This window comes from Stenotrophomonas lacuserhaii (assembly GCF_014836545.1).
Taxonomy (GTDB): Bacteria; Pseudomonadota; Gammaproteobacteria; order Xanthomonadales; family Xanthomonadaceae; genus Stenotrophomonas; species Stenotrophomonas lacuserhaii.
Window position 1 is genome coordinate 435,062 of record NZ_JACSQS010000001.1, and the last position, 17,538, is coordinate 452,599.

A 17,538-nucleotide genomic window follows, 5' to 3' on the forward strand; every position below is an offset into this window, starting at 1 on the left:
CCTTGACCAGCTGGCGGCGCGCGCGATCTCGCAGCCCGTGCTGAGCCACCTTTACACGGCGGATCCGTCGGCCCATGTGTTCGAAGGGCGGCTGTACATCTATCCCTCGCACGACATCGACAGCGGTGCTCCGTTCGATGACGAAGGCGGTCACTTCGGCATGGAGGACTACCATGTGCTGCGGATGGATACGCCCGCTGGCGAGGCCATCGACTGCGGCGTCGCGCTGCATGTGCGTGACGTGCCCTGGGCCAGCCGGCAGATGTGGGCGCCGGACGCGGCAAGCCGTGATGGGCGCTACTACCTCTATTTCCCCGCCAAGGATGCGCAGGGCCTGTTCCGCATCGGCGTGGCGGTAGGGGATCGCCCGGAGGGCCCGTTCACTGCCGAAGCAGAGGCGATGGAGGGCACCTACTCGATCGACCCGGCGGTGTTCGAGGACGACGACGGCACGCATTACCTGTACTTCGGTGGCATCTGGGGTGGCCAGCTGCAGAAGTACCGTGACAACCGCTTCGGTGCGGCGCACGAGGAGCCCACCGGCGATGCGCCTGCATTGGGGCCACGCGTTGGACGGCTGGAAGCAGGCATGACCCGGCTTGCCGAGCCCACGCGGGAGATCGTGATCCTGGACGAACACGGACTGCCGCTGCGCGCCGATGACCACGCGCGCCGCTTCTTCGAAGGCCCCTGGCTGCACAAGTACCAAGGGCGGTATTACCTGTCGTACTCCACCGGTGATACGCACCTGCTGTGCTACGCAACCGGCGATAGTCCGTACGGACCGTTCACCTATGGCGGGGTGATCCTCAAGCCGGTGGTGGGCTGGACCACGCATCATTCCATCTGCGCATTCGAGGGGCAGTGGTATCTGTTCTACCACGATGCCTTGGCGTCCGGCGGGGTCACCCACCTGCGCTCGGTCAAGTGCACCCCGCTGCACATGGAAGCCGATGGCAGCATCCGCACCATCGATCCTTATGGCGCTTGAAGCTAGTTCACCGCTGGATGATGCGCAGGCGCCGATGGCAGGTGGCCAGCAGCATTGGCTGCGGGCGGGCCGGATGGAGGTCGCGCTCGCTCCCGAAGCAGGCGGACGAATCGCGCAGATGCGGTACGACGGCGTGGACTGGCTGGTAGGCGAGCGCGAGGGCGGGGCGGCTGCCATCGGCTGGGGGTGCTACCCGATGGTGCCCTGGGCTGGGCGCATCCGACGCGGTCGCTTCAGCTTTGATGGCAAGGTTTTCGTGCTGCCTGCGAACCTTGGGGCGCATGCGATCCATGGGGTGGGATTCACACGGGCCTGGCAGATCGAGCGCCTCGAAGTCGATACTGCGATGTTGTCGTTGGCCCTTCCGGAAGACCGCTACTGGCCTTTCGGTGGCGTTGCGACGCAGTGTATCCGTGTCGTGCCGGATGGCGTGGAACTGCGGCTCGCCGTGCAGGCCGGCGACAAGGCGATGCCCGCCGTGATCGGCTGGCATCCCTGGTTCCGCAAGCCGGACCAGCTGCTGTTCTCACCGAGTGCGATGTATCCACGGGACAGGGAGGGCGTTGCCACGCTGCCTCGCATCACGCCCGCGCCTGGCCCGTGGGACGACTGTTTCATCAACCGGGCTGAGGTGATGCTGGTCTCGGAAGGACAGCGGCTGCGGTTGCAGGCGGAAACGGACCATTGGGTGGTGTATGACGGGACTGCGTACGCTACCTGTGTGGAACCGCAGACGGGCCCGCCTGATGGCTTTACGTTGCTGCCCAGGCGGCTCGGGGCGGGGGAGCGGTTGGAGCTGCGGTTTTTGCTTTGTTGGGAGGGCGATGAACCAAGCTGGCGAACGTAATGGAAGGGCATTTTTCGAATGGTACGCTGGAGCGCTACAGCGCCTGGCGGGGGACTCGTTCCACGTCACGCGTGCCACCTTCAGACACCTCTAGCGCCGACGCCTTCCATGCAACTCCTCCGCGTGCTTCTGTTGGCGAGTTTGATGATCCTGTCGGGCTGTGGCGCGCCCTCCACGGCCCCAGCCGTAAACAGTCTCCTCGTCCCCTATCTGGATCGCCCGGGTGTGGATCCGGCCGGCGGCAACGCGGTGGTGGTGAGGCTGTCCTGGATAAACGGGAACGCTCTCACAGGGCCTGGCAGGGACGCGGGGACGCCGGCCGAGCGGATCCGGTTGCTCATACGCCCGCGGATCGCCCCTTCCTCAATCCCAGACGCAACGGATTTGAAGCATGCCGACGAGGGACAGGGCTTCGTTCGCTATTTCCCACCCAGCACGTCACTTTGGCGCGGCGTGCTGGTGTTCACCGGCCCAGAAGGTCATCGGGTGGAATCCGTACAGAGTTTCGGGGATTCACCAGGGGCAGGAAACTATCGCGCCGTGATGCAGATGGACGGCGTGTACCTGCAGTACCTGTATGCCGCGACCAACCACGAGGACCATCTGCGCGCTGCGGAGATCGTCCATCGATGGTTCAACGCGCAACCGCATCCCCGCGAACTCGATGCTCCAGCGGACAGCCGTCTGCAGCGTTGAGCGTGGCGGGGCCATGGTGGAGCGGGGCCCGCGCGCCCTCCTGAGAGCAAAAGTCGTCAGCCCTCTCCAGCCCTCAAACGTTCGCCCGCTTCCTTCAAAGTCAACACTTGCATGCTGGCATCGTGCGCAGCACGCACGCCGGATCGAATACCTCTTGACCGGCCGGGTCATGGATACAGTCTGGAAAGCTGGGCATGGTTCTCACTACAGAAAAATCCGTCACTTCAAGGGCCGGGTAGCTTTCTGTAGGCACCTGCTGTTCAATTGATACATGATCAGCGAATATTCCGGGATCGTTGCGATCCTAGCCTTGATAGTTTCGATGATATCCACTTGGATATCGTATCGCGCGCACCGCCATTCGCGCGATTCCAAGCAGGATGAGTTACAGCTTGCATTCTCTCGCGAGAGATCCGAGTTCATGGTTAGGATTGATCGAGCGACGAATTTGTTTGATCGGCACGAGCGCAGGACCAAGAGTCTGCTGGCTCACATCGAAAGCTTGCCGCCCCATGAGCAACCCGCTATGGCTGATGCGCTCGCGCAACTTCGTGATGACCTGACATATTTGGAGCGTTGCCAGCGCCAAGCAAGGTCCCTTTGGAGTGAGGTTTACGACCTGAGTCCATCCGGGTTGGCGCATCACAAGCCCCGGTTTCTCGCTCTCCTCGAGGACGACGAGAAGATCATCATCGAGAGGGAGCTGCGATCTGATGCACTAGGCATCAAATGGCAGACAGATATCTAGAAAGGGCCGTGTGACAGCGGCTGCGCAGCCGAAGCTAGCCGCATTCCACCCGCTCGCAGCTCAGCCCCCGCGCGAGAGCTCGCGCGCGAGGAAAGGGGCCGTCCTGCTTGCCTCGGCGCGAGACACTTGGTGAGGCGTTCCCTTCGCCACGATGGTGCCGCCCGCAGCACCTGCGCCAGGCCCCACGTCAATCACCCAATCGGCCTGTGCGACCGCCCGCATGTCATGCTCGATCATCACCACCGTGTTCCCCGCATCAACCAACCGTTGCAGCTGAAGCATCAACCTGTCCGCGTCAGATGCATGCAGACCCGTAGTCGGTTCGTCGAGTACATAGAGCGTGCGACGTCGCTGGCCGCGCTGCAGCTCGGTCGCCAGCTTGATGCGTTGCGCCTCACCGCCTGAAAGTTCCGTCGCCGGCTGGCCCAGCCGTAGATAGCCCAACCCGATTTCCCGTAGCACCTGCAGCGAGCGGGCAATCGCATCCTCCTCGCCGAAGAACGCGTGCGCCTGGTCAACCGTCAACTGCAGGACCTCGGCAATGTTGCGGCCATTCCATAGTACCTTCAGCGTGGCCTCGTTGTAGCGCGCGCCGTGGCACGCAGGGCAGGGCGCGTAGACGCTGGGCATGAACAGCAGCTCGACGCTGACGAACCCCTCGCCCTCGCAGGTCGGGCATCTGCCTTTGGCCACGTTGAACGAGAAGCGGCCCGCATCGAAACGGCGTCGGCGTGCGTCCGGGGTATTGGCGAACAGCTTCCGCACATGGTCGAACAGCCCGATATAGGTGGCCAGATTGGACCGCGGCGTGCGGCCGATGGGCTTCTGGTCCACCTGGACGACCCGCTGGATGGCGTCCACATCGCCTGCCAGCCGACCGCGCGTTGCTTCGATGACGGATGGCCCATCCGTGGGGGCGACATCGGGGCCGTCATCCGGCGGCTCATGGCCCAGGTGCAGCAGTACCAGCTCCGGCAGCGCCTGCGCCATCAGGCTGGACTTGCCCGACCCCGAAATCCCGGTCACGGCAGTCAGCAATCCCAGCGGCAGCTGCGCATCCACTCCCTGCAGGTTGTGGCGGTGGATACCCTTCAGTTCCAGCCAGCTACCGGCGTTGCGCTTGCGGCTTGCAGGCGCAGGCACCTGGTCGAAAAGATACTGGGCGGTGCGGGAATCCTGCGCCTGGCGCAGGCCACCGGGTTCGCCACTGTAGAGAACGCGTCCGCCGTGCTCGCCCGCCTGCGGGCCAACATCCACCAGCCATTGCGCGCGGCGCATCAGCTCCAGATCGTGTTCGACGACAAAAACCGAATTTCCCCCATCACGCAGCTGACCAAGCGCATCGTAGAGCGCCTCGCTATCGGCAGGGTGCAGGCCAGCCGATGGCTCATCCAGCACGTACAGCACGCCGAAAAGCAACGAACTCAGCTGCGTACCCAGTCGCAGGCGCTGCAGTTCGCCGGCCGAAAGCGTGGGTGTCGCGCGATCCAGGGAGAGATACCCCACGCCGAGCGAACGCAGCTGTGAGACACGTGCCATGATGCCTCCCGCCAGCCGCTGGGCCGCCATGCGCTTTTCCTCCGACAGGGCCGAGGTCAGGCGTACGTCAGGGGCGGCGGCGTGGGCGGTGCGCCCGCTTGCCACCCGTTGGGCGCGATCGCGGCGTGTCGCGTTCCTGCTGCGTGAGCCACGGCTATGTGCGCTGAAATCACCCTGTGCCACGGGCGCCAGCAGATCCGCCAGTTGATCCAATGGCAGGCGCATGAACTCGCCGATGTCCACGCCGGCGAAGGTGACCGACAGTGCTTCAGGTTTCAGGCGCTTGCCTTGGCAGGCGGGACACAGCTTGCCCTCCATGTAGCGGGAAACCCGCTTTCGCATCAGCGCGCTCTGGGTCGTGGCAAAGGTGTGCAACACGTAGCGGCGGGCGCCGGTGAAGGTCCCCATGTAGCTCGGTTCAAGCTTCCGCTTCAGGGCGGCGCGGGTTTCGGCCGGGGTGAAGCCTGCGTAGACCGGTACGCTCGGCGCTTCCTCGGTGAACAGAATCCACTCTCTGTCCTTCCTCGGCAGCTTCTTCCACGGCACGTCGATGTCGTAGCCCAGCGTGACCAGGATGTCGCGCAGGTTCTGCCCGTGCCATGCCGGCGGCCAAGAGGCGACGGCGCGTTCGCGGATGGTCAGCGACGGGTCCGGAACCATCAGTGCTTCGGTCACCTCGTAGACGTGCCCAAGGCCATGGCAGGTGCTGCAGGCGCCCTGCGGCGTGTTGGGTGAGAAGTCCTCGGCATAGAGCATGGCCTGGCCGGGCGGGTAGGCCCCAGCCCGCGAGTACATCATCCGCACCAGGCTGGACAGCGTGGTCACACTGCCCACCGATGAACGCGCATTACTGGCCCCGCGCTGCTGCTGCAGCGCAACCGCCGGCGGCAGCCCGTCGATGGCATCCACATCGGGGACGCCGGCTTGGTCGATCAGGCGCCGTGCGTAGGGCGCTACGGACTCGAAATAGCGCCGCTGCGCCTCAGCGAAGACGGTGCCAAAGGCCAGCGATGACTTGCCCGAACCCGACACCCCCGAGAACACCACCAACGCATTTCGCGGAATGGAGACATCGACATTCTTGAGGTTATGCTCGCGCGCTCCGCGGACCTCGATGCAACCGCTTGCTACGGCAGCGGAGGATGGCGGATCGATGGGCGGGTGGGGCATGGCGGCAGTCCTGCGGGCAGTGAGCGGCACGCGTGACAGCGCGCCCGATGGCTCATTCTCGCTGCTGCGGGGTGAAGGTTGGTGAGGGTGGTGTGGGCAATGGCTACGCCTTACCGCGGCAATGCGGGAACCGGCCGCATCCTTGGAACTGCTCGCCTGTTCGGCGATTGGTTCTCAAGACCAGTACGCTACCGCACCTTCTGCAGGCAGCTGCTTGGGGGGTGGGGCAAGGTGCAGGCTCAAGTTGCGGTTCGACACGAATTGCGGCTGGCTTCTGCACAGCCCGGATCATGCCAAGCAACTCCTCGCCACCGATCAGCTCTATGGGCTTTCCCGCCGCGAACGCTTCGGCATCACGGGTGAATGTGCCGATGCAAACAATCTTGACCGCATCAGCGCGGTGGTGCGCCAGTAGCCCTGCCATCTCGCGCACCACGCTTACGCCGATCTGCCGTGACCGCCATTGCTTGCATTGGACGAGAACCTTCTGACCCTGCTTGCGCAGGATCAGATCGATACCTCCATCAGGACCGCCCAATCCAGTTTCTTCCACCGTGTAGCCGTGGCGTCGGAATGCTTCACCTACCAATTGCTCGAACTGGGCCCAACTGCCAGAGGCCAGGCTCTCCAGCGAGTCCCGGGTATCGAGCAGGCGTCGGCGGCGACGGGAGCCAAGGAAGGAGGCGAGGGCAGCCATCCAACACAGTCCCAGAAGCAGCCATGCCAGTGGTGCCAGTATGTTGCCGAGCTGTGCGCCGAGCCCGACTGCAAGCGGACCGTTGTGCTTTGTCAGCCACCAAGGGAGGACGTGGTGGATCGCAATGAAGCCGACGACGCCTGCGACGATGCCTGCGGGCCAGGGCAGCTCAGCCAGCACCTCGAATCCGTTCTTCTTTCCTCTACGTGCCATGCAGTGATCTCCGTCTCAGGCTGCACGATAGCGGCTGGGATGATGGTTGTCAGAGGAACTACATTGATGGTGATATGCAGAGGGATCCAACAGCTCGGCGCTTTTGACAAACCCCATCGCGTCAGCGCGTCTAAAACACGCGGAAGGCTTGTCGGCAGCCACGCCCAGCGCATTGACCCCGACGCGTCAGAACCCGTTCCAGGCGTCACTGTTGAGCATCGGGTGCGCGCCAGGGGCTCGTTCCCATAATCGCTATAGAACCGTTACTCAGGCGGCTAGTGCGCTGTATCAGCACGGTTGATCAGGAACGTCCTGCCAGCCACCCTCTATGCGCTTCAGACGGTGTCCCGACATGCAACGTTCGCCAGGCCTCAAGGGTAGGGGGAAATACCGTTCCGCTGGTGCGCTGAGCCTGACACTGCGCGGCATTACAGCTTCAAGATCACGCGTCAGCTGTTCATCCAACTTCGACATTTCTCGATCAAATGCGGCTTGCTCTGACTTTGTCATCGGCCGCATGAGCTCGGCTGTCATGGCCGCCGCCTGCCGCCGCGCGTTCCACTCAATGAGGCCCATTGCGATGGCTAGGGCCGCCGCTACGCCCAGCGCGATTGCCACCCACGGGATCCGGGGCTCGTCTCTGGTCCTCGGATAGTCGCGCGGGCGTGCCCTGAAGTTCACCTCCGCCATGTCCTGTTTGCCAAATGTCGGCTCATGCCGTTCGCGTTCCATACGCCACCCCTGTGCGTGTCCCGGCTCGCATTGTAGAGGGTGTAGGGGTCTGTCCCTACGGGTAACGTTTCAACCGTGCTGTGGTGGCTGCGGCCTACGTCAGTAGACCCGGAAGGGGAGCAAGAGCCGATCCAAAGCTTGAGCCAGTGCCATCCAGAGCCCACAAACGCGGCGTTATGACGGATCCATGACTTCGCATAATGTATATTATGTTCTACTCGCACGACTGTCTCGAGCGCCAGCGCCCACCACTGTGTCCGCAGCACCCTACCGATGTCATCTGCTCCTTAACCATGACATGCCCCTTAATAATGTCATCCCCTAAGGAATGTGCTCTGCAAAATCAATAAGCTAGCCGACTCAAAGGCTCTTGCTGGCGAGGTCGGGCTTATTGGCGATTTCCCTTAATCGTGTCGTGATCCGATATCGTGTCATCGCCCCGCACCATCACGGCTTCTTCTTACTTCCAGGACTTGGCGGCTTGTCGTTGGTCCTATTGGTCCTATTTGATGTCCTTCGATGAGCGCCAAGCAAGCCGGCACTCCTATTTCGTGGCCTTGGATGAGCTCTTCTTAGCCCGCTTTTGGGTGCTTGTCTTCCGTAGATCAGGAGTCACCTGGCTTCGCCTAAGCGCAGCCTCTAGATCCGCTGGTAAGTTCTGGAGCTTGGCCAGCTGATCTTCTAGAGCTTCACATCTGCCACGCTGCTTGTCCGCCATCTGTATTGCCGCCGCGGTGGCTGAGCGCGCCTTTTCAAGGCTGTGCCGCATCTCTGTTTCAATCGACGCATTCCTTTTTACTGCGCTGGCAAGCTTCGTCTGCAATGTCTTGGCCTCTTGTCTAGCGCGATCGAGATCACCCAGCGCTCGATTTTCGACAGATCTGACGTGCTCAGCCAGGGTCTCGCGCTCGGATCTCGCCGATTCCTCAGTCTCTTGCAGCCTGTCGTAGAGAACCTGCCGTGAGATCTCCACTTGCTCAAGTCGCTGAATAGCGGAAGTTCGCTGCCCAGCGAGTTCCGCAGCCTGCAGCTGAAGCTGATCGACCAAGCGCTGCAATTCCGTGGCCTGGGCGCAGGCTAGGCGTTCGGCAACAAGGGCCGCCTCCGACTTCGCATGGACAGCGCTCATCTCACCTGCGAGTGCTTGGGCCCGGACAAGAAGTTCCTCTTGTTTGACTGTAAGCTCCTGGCGCACCTCGGAGAACTCAGCAAGGACGGCATCACGCGCATGTTCTAGCGCCAACGCCCACCATTGCCCAGCAAGCTTCCCCACCACAGCCGGAGCGTCTTTCACGCTTGGCTTCTCAGGATGCAACCGACTTCCAAGGCTTAGCCACCAAGTATCAAGCAAGCGGGTAACCGTGTTGGGGGAGCCCGTACCCAGATGGGCCCGAACGCGCTCCACTGTCGGGCGCTCACCCTTTGCGACTAGCGCGTCAGCGGCGCCGTGCACGTCTAGTTCCGTGATGCCGCGAGCCATTGAATAGTCTCCTGTGCGGGCGCCCTGCCCCGTTGATTCCGTACTAGTGATAAGTGCTGATTATCGCGGGTACGGTGTTCTCTGCATAGCGAACATTACATATTATGAAAGATATTTCTACAATTCCCGTGTCCGCCGCGACGGCCTCCTCTCTGGCACTGCCCGAACAGCTGGCCCAACAGGCTGCCGATGCGGTCCGCGAGCTGCTGGCCGAAGCTGCGGCCGAGAACACCACCCGCAGCTACACCAGCGCCCTGCGGTACTGGGCGGGCTGGCATGCAGCGCGCTACGGCATCGAGCTGGCTTTACCGGTACCCGAAGCCACCGTGCTGCAGTTCGTGGTCGATCACGTACAGCGCCGCTCAACCGACGGCGAATTGGCATGGGAACTGCCACCAGCCGTCGACCAAGCCTTGGTGACCGCCGGCCTTAAGGCCAAACTTGGTCCTTGGTCCTTGGACCTTGGCCACAGTGCGCCATCGCGTTGCCGTGCTGTCCACGGCGCACCGACTCAAGCAAGTGACCAATCCCTGCGAGCAGCCGGCAATCCGCACCGTGCTCAGTCGCGCGGCGCGGGCCGCGGTCAAGCGCGGCGAGCGCCCACGCAAGAAGACTGCGATCACCCTGACCGAGCTGGAGGCCATATTGGCCACCTGCGACGATAGCCTGGAAGGAATTCGGGATCGCGCCCTACTCTGCTTCGGGTTCGCTAGTGGCGGCCGCCGGCGTAGCGAGATCGCCGCGGCCGACCTGCGCGACCTGCGCCGGATTGGCGAGGCGGGCTATATCTACCGGTTGGAGCACAGCAAGACCCAGCAGGCCGGGGTTACGGTCACCTCGACCCCAGATAAGCCGGTGCTCGATCGGGCCGCCCTCGCCCTCCAGGACTGGTTGGAGGCCTCAGGCCTCACCGAGGGGGCGATCTTCCGGCGGCTGTGGAAGCAACGCATCGGCCCCGCTCTCTCCCCGGCCGCCGTAGGCGAAATTGTGCAGCGACGGGCGCGCCTGGCCGGGTTGGAGGGGGATTTTGGTGGGCATAGTCTCAGGTCAGGCTTCGTGACTGAGGCAAGCCGCCAAGGGGTGGCACTGCCGGCGATCATGCAGTTGACCGAGCACCGGTCAGTGTCGAGTGTGGTGGGGTATTTCCAGGCCGGAGGAGCGACATCGAATCCCGCTGCACGTTTATTAGAAGATCAATAGAAATTGCGCAAAGACTAGGCTTGTACGTCCGCCATTCCAACTGATTGATCTTCTGAAAAAACTGCAGACAAGCGTTAGACGGCGCTCGGGACCTTGGCAACTCTGACGCACCCAGATGCGAATCTGTCGGCATGACTAGGCCCGCGCAGCCGTATCGCCGGTTTCAGCTACCTCGCCGCCACCGACGAACACATTGACTTCGTTTTCAGCAACGATCGCCATGATCGCAGGCAGCCCATCTTCCCGAAGTCGAGACTCAAGTTTGGCAAGCAGCTCCTTGTCCAAGGCACTTGGAATCGCTCGGACACCTGGGGGATGGGAATGCCATTCGCCGATGTAGCCCACCATGCCCCTGGTCAGCGATGAAGCGTGTTCAACCAGTTCTGGCACCCCTGCCCTACCCCGAATGAAGCTGTCGGGGTGAGCCACGCTATCTAAGGGCGCCTCTCGCGCATCGACGATCGTTACCGTTCGCACCTTGTGGTCAAAGATGCCAAGCAACACACCACCCGTTTCCACCGGCAAGCATGCCGACCTCATCGCGAGCATCTGGTCCTCAAGCCCTTCGTCCCACCTCACCTTCCAAGAATATCCTTCCAAGCTTCGAACCGGCCTGACTGCAATCGATGCGACACTCACCGCACCCGAGTTTTCATCATGGGTTCGAATTTCAATACGAGCATTTGGCTCCAAGACACCCTGCCTTAGGGCTCGGGAGAGTTGGGCGGCGTGGAGCTGAACTAGCTCATGTGACAAGACGAAGCTGTGATCACGACAACCGGCCCCGACACGGATCTGTGCTGCGGTGTGCAAATGCTTCTGCCCCCAAGGCTCGTGCAACAGAGCTCGATAATATTGCGCTTCTAACGCCGAGAGACGCATGCAGCGATGCTCATCCTCCAACATCAAGACAGATGCAAGCCCCGAATGCGTAAAGAACACGGATGCCGAGCGAGCGAGATCATGCTCAGACCAATCGCGCGGCACGGAGAGCGTTGTGGACGCGTCGACGAGCAATGCGCTTTCGCGCAGACAGCTTTCCACCTCAGAGGCATCAAAGTCACTTGCAGAAGCGTAAACAGCTTTAGCGAGAATCGGCCTCGCAAACACCGCATCAATCTTCCCGCGAATGACATCCACCTTCTTTAAGCCGATGTCGATGGCGTTAGCTTCGTGGCGAACGACATTGTGGGGAGCCACCTGATCTGGATCGATAAGGTTCCACCGCCCCCATTGCGAGCGAGCCCAAAGATTTGCGAGCGCGCTACCGAGTGATCCGACACCCGCCAATGTGCCCCGAAAGTCTGCCCTGCTGGCTTCTATGCCTGACATCGCCCGGGCATGCATCATAGGAGGCGTTTGAAGGACCTCCAAAGGTGCCAGCTTGAAGGCACGTCCCTCCTCACTTAAAGCGGCCACATCACCGCCCAAAAGGTCGATGGCATAGGCCTTCGCGTTAGGGGCCGCGCGACCCAATACACCGAGCTCGATTCCAACATCTTCCCAAGGCGCGGCAACAGCGTAAGCCCGAGCGTCCCACCGATCTATTTTCCCATCTCGCAAACGTGGAATTCGCAATAGAAGAAGCAGCTGCAACTTGCATGCTGTTTTTTGATTTGCTACACGAGTAAGGCTTTTCAAGGCCTCGGAAAGGGCTGGCGACAAATCAGACCCCAAAGCCGTGAGCTGGTCGTCCAGGGCACCCAGCGTGGAGGGGCTTCGCTGAATAGGCTGATGGCCAATGGGCGGCAGATCTAAGACAGCAACTTGCCAGCGAGGCGCGCCGTCAGTTGCCTTGGTTCCCGCTAGCCAATAGCGTCTCTCCGCGCTTTCATCGGCAAGATTGAGATAAAGCCGCTCTTTCTTTTCGCCGTCCCAATCAGAGGGGAGAACCACTACGTCGCCGGAGCTATAGAAAAGCTGTTCTAATGCCTGGTCCTGAGCATGGATCGTTCCGTCGGCCGTAGAAGCAAGCCACCACAGCACTTTTCGGAGGTGCCGCTCTGCGGTCCACTGCCGCTCCTCGAAGCCCCAGCTCTCATAGAGACAAAGTGACGCGGGCTCTCCGTCTGGGACGCCGTTGAGATGGATGACGTCCGGAAAATCCGTGCGCAACGCCCTCACTTCGGCAGGCACCATCGAGCCGGGACAGAAGCTTAGACAGAGTCGCTCCCGAGGCCAAATTCCAGGCGAGTTCTGAGGAGCAACCGTGCCGTCGCCAACGTCTGCGACCACGCCAACATGCGGCACTGGGGCCTGGATCAGGCGCAACCCCACGACATCAAAGTGAGGGTGCGCCTCACAGGCGCGCAAGAGTGCGGCCAGTGCCGAACTCGCCAACTCTTCCGGGATGGCATTGATTGGCTCACCCCAGTTGATGTAGTTCGCCATCATCAGCCCGCACGCGGGGCAGCAGCCGCTGCAAGGCCTGCCGCGCCCGAACGCTGGGCTGCTCTGACCTTCGCCCCTCCGGCCGTGATCTCAATTTCAATCGGCTCCGGAGCCCACGTTTGCGGAGTCTCGCCGGTGCAAAGAAAGGTGCCAGCCTTACTTGCCAAAATCGCCTTGTATTCTCGCTTTGCGCGGGTGCACGGCGGATCGCTCTCATCGTCCTTGATGGGCTTGGAGCTTGAAATAATCTTAGCGCCAAAGCGCGCCTGGGACAGCGCATTTCGCGCGGAAGCGCTGACCACAGCCTCCTCTCCACATCCTGACCAGCTGTCACGCGAAAAGACATGCCACGAGCAGTGGTGAGGTGTTTCAAGGACGTCGTATTCGAGCACCTCGGGCGCGTCCTTATAGCGCTCCCACAGCCGCTCCCAGATCGCGACTTCTGCATCACCAGCGGTGAGAAAGCGACAACTGCTCTGGTTCAGCCCGCCTACGGAAGACGCCAGTTCCATGTTGAGGATCACACTGGAATGGTTCTTGGCGCGCAGGTCCACCTCCTCATCATCGTCGCAAACGAGCGACGGGGCCAGAAGCTGAGCACGGAAGTGGGCGTTCTCCATGCCATTGATGCGGCTAAAGTGGTCGCCGGAACGGACCAAGATCGCTTCAAGACCTTCGGTTTTTCCGCCTTTATCTTCGCCCATCAGCAGGATGCGGTCGCCCTCCAGGACAGCACCATCTCGGAAACTCTGAACGCGACGCTTTGCCTCGGTTCGGAAGGCCTTTGCGTCGTCGCAGAAGGTCATGATCTTCGAGGCACGACGGAAAACAATCGGTGAGGACCACATCTCACGGATGACGATCCTTTTCTCAGACTGCGGCTTCTCGTCGTCGGCGTAGCCGCTCAGAGGCCCCAGATGAAAGTGCTTTTGCAGCCCTGTGCAATGGTCCTTATCCGGGTGGCTCAGCAAAAAGACGTCCACATAGGGTCGCCCATTCGCGTCAATGGGAAGGCGAGCTCTGAGGTCAGCGGCGACGTCTCGGGCCTCATCATTGTTCGGGTCGTCGGCACATTGCCGAATGTTGATGTCCACCAAGATGGTGCTATTGGCGAAATCGACCAAGCGCACCAGTGCCATGTCTCCATTGGCTACTGGGAAGAAGGTAATCGAAGCACTCATTGGGGTTCGCCTATCCTCTGACCACCAGATGTAGTGGCCCTCTTGAGATCGAACTATACTGAGTATTCGCGTTATGTCAATGTCGTATACTGATTGGGACGAATAGAAGGATCCCCCGCATGAAAGAAGCCCAAGTAGCTCCCTCCCGCCGAGGCAGGTGGGGCCAAGACCGTCGATTGGAGTTCATTGACTCCCGCCTCTACTGGGAAGGTCGACTCAATCGCGCAGATCTAACGGATTTTTTCAGCATCTCGGTCCCCCAGGCCTCTCTGGACTTCGCTGAATACCAAGCCCGGGCCCCTGGCAACATGGCCTATGACCGGGGGGAGAAGGCCTATCTGGCAGCCGGCGGGTTCGCACCGATCCTCACAGACGGCAGCAGCACCCGATACCTGGCCGAGCTCTATGCGCTGACGACAGGGGCAATCCCCGCTGATCTCAGCTTCCTGGGAGCTCTGCCTGCGTCGGATGTCGTGCGGCACCCTACTCGACTGGTGTCGGCCCCCTTGCTGCGCCAGGTGTTGCGGGCGATCAATACCCAAAATGCTCTTGAGATCACCTATCAGACGATCGCGCGGCCAGAGCCCGACCGGAGGGTAATCAGCCCGCATGCGCTCGCTTACGATGGGTATCGGTGGCACATTCGCGCGTATTGCCACAATCGCCGAAGCTTTCGGGACTTTCTCTTTGCCCGGATTTTGGAGTGTGAAGGGCCCAAGACCTGGCTACCGGTCAAGGTTCGGGACGAGGAATGGGAGACGCCTGTCACGATTGCGATCGGGCCCAATCCAGCGCTTGAGGAAGGTCGGCGCCGCGTGATCGCGCTGGACTACGGGATGACTGATGGGCGGCTGGACATCTCTACGCGCCTGTCGCTGGCCTTTTACTTGCTTAAACGCCTCGGACTGGACCGCCCCATAGGCGCACTCGCCCCCCACGAACAGCACATCACGTTGCTCAACCGGGCCGAGCTTGAGCCTGTCCTTCCCCAACTCAACCCACGCAATTCAACCGGCTAATCTTATGGCACGCTCGCACAAAGACTCCAATCGCCTAGCGCTGCTGTCGGCTTTGGCGAGCAACCTGCTTCTATACTACGCCCTTGCCCGTGGCTTGGATCTGGGAAAGATCAGCACTGGTGCGATGATGGGACACCTCAACCTGCTTCTGCCAGGTGGGCTGGCCATCGCCTTTACGAGCATAGTCAATGCACAACTGAACTCGCTGCATAAGGCAAGGATCGTCTTCTGGCGGTGGACGCATCCCCTTCCCGGCACGCGGGTGTTCACGGAGCTTGCCCCAGATGATCCCCGTATTGATCTAGATTCCTTGAACGCCCATTTGGCCCCGTTGCCGGTTGAACCTCGCCAACAGAACTCCCTCTGGTATCGCCTGTATCAAGAACAGCAAGACACTGCGGCCGTTAGTCACTTGGACCGAAATTGGCTCTTTGCCCGAGACTACTGCTGCGTCATCGCGCTCCTGGCACCGATCCTAATCGTCGCAGGTCTCTGGCAGCTCCCAAGTCTCAATGTCTACGCATCTCTCGTGGGCTTGTTGGTGTTTCAGTTCTTAGTCGCCCGGCAGGCGGCTAAGAACTACGCTGAGCGGTTCGTCACCACGGTTGTCGCTCAAGCGCTGGCTAAACTCTCCGCGAAGCCTGCTGGAAATTGAGGTGCTGCCGACATGCCAGTGCCACTGTCCGAAGGCTCTAGCGCACCACATCCATATCAATCTCCTGTGGGAGAAGACCAGATGCCAGTGGCGAGCCCAGGAAGGCGCATCGGAGGGCGGGATACGGTGAAGCAGGCACATGCCATGCGCGGGATCGAGGGCTCGTTGATCTGGTCACAAGCTATAGGGAACCTGCCATACCAACAGGCTTCGACGCAGATTGGCTAGTGGCCATTTCCTTCGATTGCTGGATGACAGGTCTCATGAGAGCGAGGAAATCCTCTTCGAAGTCGCCCACGCCGTCCCCATCTGCATTCGGAAATCGATTTTTCAGGTCCGTGAGGAAGTACATTCCACTGATCGTTGGATTGTTCTCAACTCCGAACACCTCGATCATCGGGCGATCCTTCAACGTCGCGCAGGTGTACATTGCCCCCTCAAAGCTGAGCACGCGATACGGCACCTTATCGATCAGATCTTCAGGAAGTCCCTTTTTGCTGATCTGATCCACCACATGACCATGCAGCGTCGTCGTGGTGATGTCGCTGAACAAGATCCAGTCTTCGAGAGTGATGATGATGTTGAAGTACTGGCAATCGTTTTCTTGCTTAGCCTGCATCTCACGATAGATGTTGGCGTAGTTCTGAACGACAGCCTCGGCGAGCTTTACAATGTCCTTTTCCAAGTCACTGACCTGCTCCGCCACACGTCCACTCAACGACAAGCGCTTTGACTTGCACTCTACGAACGCGCAGTTTCCGGGCGACCTGACGATCCAGTCCGTCCCGTCATATCGCTGCTTTCTGATCTTTTGGGATTGCGGTTCTTCGACTTCATAGCGCTTCTCCAGGCTTCTAAGCATCCGACCCGTGATGCTCTCGAACGCATCACCGAAGGCGTGGGGAAAACCCTTTGCGTTAACTAGGTCGAAATACAGACCTTCAAGCAATCGGCGCTCCAATGCTGGTGGCACTGGACACAAGACGCGATCTGGGTGGCCTGGAAACAATGAGATCAACGGATAGAAGTGAAATGCGTTGAAGGTGTACTCCCAGCAATCATTCTGACGCTGCGTCTCAATGAGCTTCTTGCGCATCGGCTCCAAACCACCGGTGATGCGTTCGAAGAAGCGTGTCGACTGCGATCTATCCACCCCAAGGATTGCGTAGTCCGTTGTGGTGTTCATATGTACCCGAATGAGTGCTGACGCGATCACGCCGAATGTCAGGACGAAATATGTATCGACATCGATCCCAAGATGCTCTTCGAAGATTGCCCGCAGGGCTGGCGTTCTGTACATCGCCAGGTAGCGACCGATCTTGGCCCGTGTCAGTCGGCTGAACCGCGGAAACTGGTCCTGCGCAATGCGGTGCAGCGTCAGCATAATGTCCGTATTTGGATTGTCCTCGTGCACATCATTAGCGAACTTATCCAAAGCACTCTTTACGTCTGCAAAGTCCGGCCAATTCGCTAAAGAATGCCCTGTAGGCCTCCCACTTCTGTCCGCATGCAAAAGCAGCTCGCGAGCCAGAAGCTCGACTTGGTGAGGAAAGAGATACTTCTCGATATCGTGGGAGTAGCCTCGCTCATCCCGGTGGAGATAGCTGTCAGGTAGTTTCACTTGGCCAGAGACCAGCCTTGAGTACTGCCATACGTGACGCAGCGAGTCCTCCAACGGCACCTTCCGTAGCGCTGATTTTACCTTTGCATAGTCTGCTGGCACGTCGCGACTGTCCTTGAGCGAAGCCGCCGAGGATAGCACCAGCACACCCCTCAACGCTCCGGTGGTGAGCTACGGCGACAGCCTTATCGCCTGATCGCAGGAATCGTGGCCATGATCCTTGGCCTCTCATGGGAGAACGCAGGTTTGCAACAAGCCCTCGGACACCATTCATCACAGGTATGCCTGTTTGGCGGCTCTCCAATTCTCCGAACATGCTTGGGCTTCCTGAACCCGGTTGTTCGTAGCCCTGATAAAT

The 17,538-nt window shown here is 60.6% G+C and carries 13 protein-coding genes and 1 pseudogene; 7 read left to right on the top strand and 7 right to left on the bottom strand.

Features of this window, described 5'->3' with window-relative positions; all coding sequences use genetic code 11:
• The first annotated feature begins 25 nt into the window (after positions 1–25).
• The 4 genes from H9654_RS17720 to H9654_RS02070 all read left to right on the top strand — a co-directional run bounded on the left by H9654_RS17720 (position 26) and on the right by H9654_RS02070 (position 3,282).
• Positions 26–991 carry a glycoside hydrolase family 43 protein gene (locus H9654_RS17720; protein WP_318241109.1) on the top strand — a complete coding sequence of 322 codons (966 nt, stop codon included), beginning with the start codon at positions 26–28 and terminating at the stop codon, positions 989–991.
• Positions 981–1,838 carry an aldose epimerase family protein gene (locus H9654_RS02060; protein WP_191768910.1) on the top strand — a complete coding sequence of 286 codons (858 nt, stop codon included), beginning with the start codon at positions 981–983 and terminating at the stop codon, positions 1,836–1,838. The genes H9654_RS17720 and H9654_RS02060 overlap by 11 nt, the downstream gene beginning before the upstream one ends.
• Positions 1,839–1,946: 108 nt before the next feature.
• Complete coding sequence (locus tag H9654_RS02065; RefSeq protein ID WP_191768612.1) at positions 1,947–2,534, top strand: hypothetical protein; 588 nt, start codon at positions 1,947–1,949, stop codon at positions 2,532–2,534.
• 271 nt (positions 2,535–2,805) lie between these two features.
• A complete protein-coding gene (locus H9654_RS02070) occupies positions 2,806–3,282 on the top strand; it encodes a hypothetical protein (protein ID WP_191768614.1) in 477 nt (158 codons plus the stop codon).
• Between the two features lie 60 nt (positions 3,283–3,342).
• On the opposite strand, the gene H9654_RS02075 is transcribed toward H9654_RS02070, so the two are convergent.
• From H9654_RS02075 to H9654_RS02090, 4 genes are all read right to left on the bottom strand, one after another.
• Positions 3,343–5,991 (bottom strand): excinuclease ABC subunit UvrA, encoded by a 2,649-nt coding sequence (locus tag H9654_RS02075; protein ID WP_191768616.1) that lies wholly within the window; start codon positions 5,989–5,991, stop codon positions 3,343–3,345.
• Between the two features lie 103 nt (positions 5,992–6,094).
• Entirely contained in the window at positions 6,095–6,901 is an 807-nt protein-coding gene (locus H9654_RS02080; RefSeq protein ID WP_191768617.1) for a restriction endonuclease, read from the bottom strand.
• Between the two features lie 288 nt (positions 6,902–7,189).
• A complete protein-coding gene (locus tag H9654_RS17725; RefSeq protein WP_225211796.1) occupies positions 7,190–7,633 on the bottom strand; it encodes a hypothetical protein in 444 nt (147 codons plus the stop codon).
• A 544-nt stretch (positions 7,634–8,177) separates the two neighbouring features.
• On the bottom strand, positions 8,178–9,113 hold the full coding sequence (locus tag H9654_RS02090) for a DNA-binding protein (protein ID WP_191768619.1): 936 nt from the start codon (positions 9,111–9,113) through the stop codon (positions 8,178–8,180).
• Positions 9,114–9,217: 104 nt separating this feature from the next.
• On the opposite strand from H9654_RS02090, the pseudogene H9654_RS02095 reads away from it, so the two are divergent.
• Positions 9,218–10,313: pseudogene (locus tag H9654_RS02095) on the top strand (site-specific integrase).
• 135 nt (positions 10,314–10,448) lie between these two features.
• Here H9654_RS02095 and H9654_RS02100 read toward each other — a convergent pair.
• Positions 10,449–12,707: a Mov34/MPN/PAD-1 family protein gene (locus H9654_RS02100; RefSeq protein WP_191768621.1), complete on the bottom strand. Its 2,259-nt coding sequence runs from the start codon at positions 12,705–12,707 to the stop codon at positions 10,449–10,451.
• Positions 12,707–13,885: a ComEC/Rec2 family competence protein gene (locus H9654_RS02105; protein ID WP_191768623.1), complete on the bottom strand. Its 1,179-nt coding sequence runs from the start codon at positions 13,883–13,885 to the stop codon at positions 12,707–12,709. Before H9654_RS02105 ends, H9654_RS02100 begins: the two co-directional genes overlap by 1 nt.
• A 119-nt stretch (positions 13,886–14,004) precedes the next feature.
• Between H9654_RS02105 and H9654_RS02110 the strand changes: the two genes are divergently transcribed.
• Both H9654_RS02110 and H9654_RS02115 read left to right on the top strand, forming a co-directional pair.
• Complete coding sequence (locus H9654_RS02110; protein ID WP_191768625.1) at positions 14,005–14,904, top strand: helix-turn-helix transcriptional regulator; 900 nt, start codon at positions 14,005–14,007, stop codon at positions 14,902–14,904.
• A 4-nt stretch (positions 14,905–14,908) separates the two neighbouring features.
• A complete protein-coding gene (locus tag H9654_RS02115) occupies positions 14,909–15,559 on the top strand; it encodes a hypothetical protein (protein WP_191768627.1) in 651 nt (216 codons plus the stop codon).
• A 181-nt stretch (positions 15,560–15,740) separates the two neighbouring features.
• On the opposite strand, the gene H9654_RS02120 is transcribed toward H9654_RS02115, so the two are convergent.
• Positions 15,741–17,282, bottom strand: coding sequence for a hypothetical protein (locus H9654_RS02120; protein WP_225211797.1), 1,542 nt, complete (start codon positions 17,280–17,282; stop codon positions 15,741–15,743).
• Between the last annotated feature and the right edge of the window lie 256 nt (positions 17,283–17,538).